The organism is Campylobacter sp. CNRCH_2013_0855, assembly GCF_025773025.1.
Taxonomy (GTDB): domain Bacteria; phylum Campylobacterota; class Campylobacteria; order Campylobacterales; family Campylobacteraceae; genus Campylobacter_D; species Campylobacter_D jejuni_C.
Genome location: NZ_JAKMTE010000057.1, coordinates 1 through 678, shown reverse-complemented (window position 1 = coordinate 678; position 678 = coordinate 1). Strand labels below are relative to the sequence as shown.

The window sequence follows — 678 nt, the reverse complement described above, 5'->3', positions numbered from 1 at the left end:
AGTGGTAGTGTTTTAGGTGGTAATGGGATACAGGTTAGTGGTTTACAAGCTATCAATACTTTAACAAATCATGGTATTATTAGTGGAGAAGGAAGTTCGGGGATTAAATTAAATTCATATTCATCTGTGCAGTTTTTAAAAAATTCAGGCACTATTAAAGGTTTTAATGATGGTATGTTTTTACTTGCCGGAACTATTAATAATCTTGATAACTCAGGTGTTATTTTTGGTAATCAAAATGGCATAAAATTAGAAAAAAGTGGAAATCATGTTACTGCTCAGATTGCAAATTTAAATAACACCGGTAGTATTATAGGAAAAAATAATCATGGAATTTATATACTCGGAAGTCAAGATAGTCTCCATACTTTAACCAATAGTATTCATGGTTATATATATGGAGGTTATTCAGGAATTCGTGTTAGCGGAGAATTTGGGATACCTGGTAAGATTAGTACCATAAATAACCAAGGAACTATAATAGGTGGTAAATATGGGATTGAGTTATTTAAATTTAACAACGCATTAGCTTCAACTATCGAAAATATTACCAATAAAGGTGTTATATTAGGCCAAAGTGCCGGTATTTACTTGCAAAGCAATATTCAATATATCAAAGACTACATCAAACTAGAAGGATCTAATGCTTTAATAGCAGGAGGCACTGCTGGTATCTAC

At 31.9% G+C, this 678-nt stretch carries 1 pseudogene; it reads left to right on the top strand.

The window, feature by feature from the left end:
- Window positions 1-678: pseudogene (locus L8X40_RS08405) on the top strand (hypothetical protein); the annotation flags it as partial.